Annotated in this window: 1 protein-coding gene; it reads right to left on the bottom strand. The window is 70.6% G+C overall.

Annotated features, from left to right (window positions below; all coding sequences use genetic code 11):
• A partial coding sequence (locus E1291_RS41540) for a transposase family protein (RefSeq protein WP_131743491.1) occupies positions 1-704 on the bottom strand: 704 nt, incomplete at its 3' end.
• Positions 705-831 lie beyond the last annotated feature (127 nt).

The raw sequence follows: 831 nt of genomic DNA, 5'->3' as shown, positions 1-831 counted from the left end.
CGCGCGTGGCGGAGGATGTGCCAGCGTTTGAGGGTGGCGGCGCCCTGTTCTCCGAGTGCGCGAACTTTGGCGTGGTGGCGGTTGAACAGCTTTTTGCGCTTGCCGAGCTTGCGGCCTTTGCGGCGGCGGTAGGGCGTGCCGATCGCGCCGCCGGCACCGATGTAGCCCTTGTCGGCGTAGCAGGCGATCGCCCACTGGGTGAGGGCGTCGGTGATGCCGTGGAGGCGGGCGGCGGTCAGGTCGTGGGTGGCGCCGGGCAGCGCCGCCGAGGCCCAGATCAGGCGGCCGTGCGGGTCGGTGAGGAACTGGATGTTCACGCCGTGCCGCCGGTGCTTGCCGGAGTAGAAGCGCCGGTCGTCGGCGCCTGCGAGCCGGTCGATCGGCACCAGCGTGCCGTCCAGGATCACGAACGCCTTGCGGGCCGCGATGCGCATCGCCGCGCGCAGGTCGGGTGCAAGCGCGGCGAGCAGCTCGAGCACTTCGGTGACGTAGCGGTGGGCGGTCGCCAGCCCGACGCCGAACGCGGCGGCCAGGGCAGGGAAGGTCTCGTTGCGGCGCAGGTGCACCAGGACCAGCAGGGCCTGGCGCTCAGACGGCAGCGCCCGCCAGCGTGAGCCGATCCGGCGGCGGTGCTCGCGGACGAGGCGGGCCACGTATCTGCGGGACGCGGGCGACAGATCCAGCGCAGCGCGATAGAACAGCACTGAAGCTCCTGGTGGTGCGGTCGAGTCTTGGTCGACTCCGCATCTACCGGGAGCTTCACTACTTGGCGATCACAACCGGCGAACCGCAGCCAGCTCGTGACCAGCCTTCCCAGGATGGAAACGGCTC

Origin of the sequence: Actinomadura roseirufa, assembly GCF_900659635.1 — a bacterium.
GTDB lineage: Bacteria > Actinomycetota > Actinomycetes > Streptosporangiales > Streptosporangiaceae > Spirillospora > Spirillospora roseirufa.
This window is presented reverse-complemented; position numbering and strand designations above follow the sequence as displayed.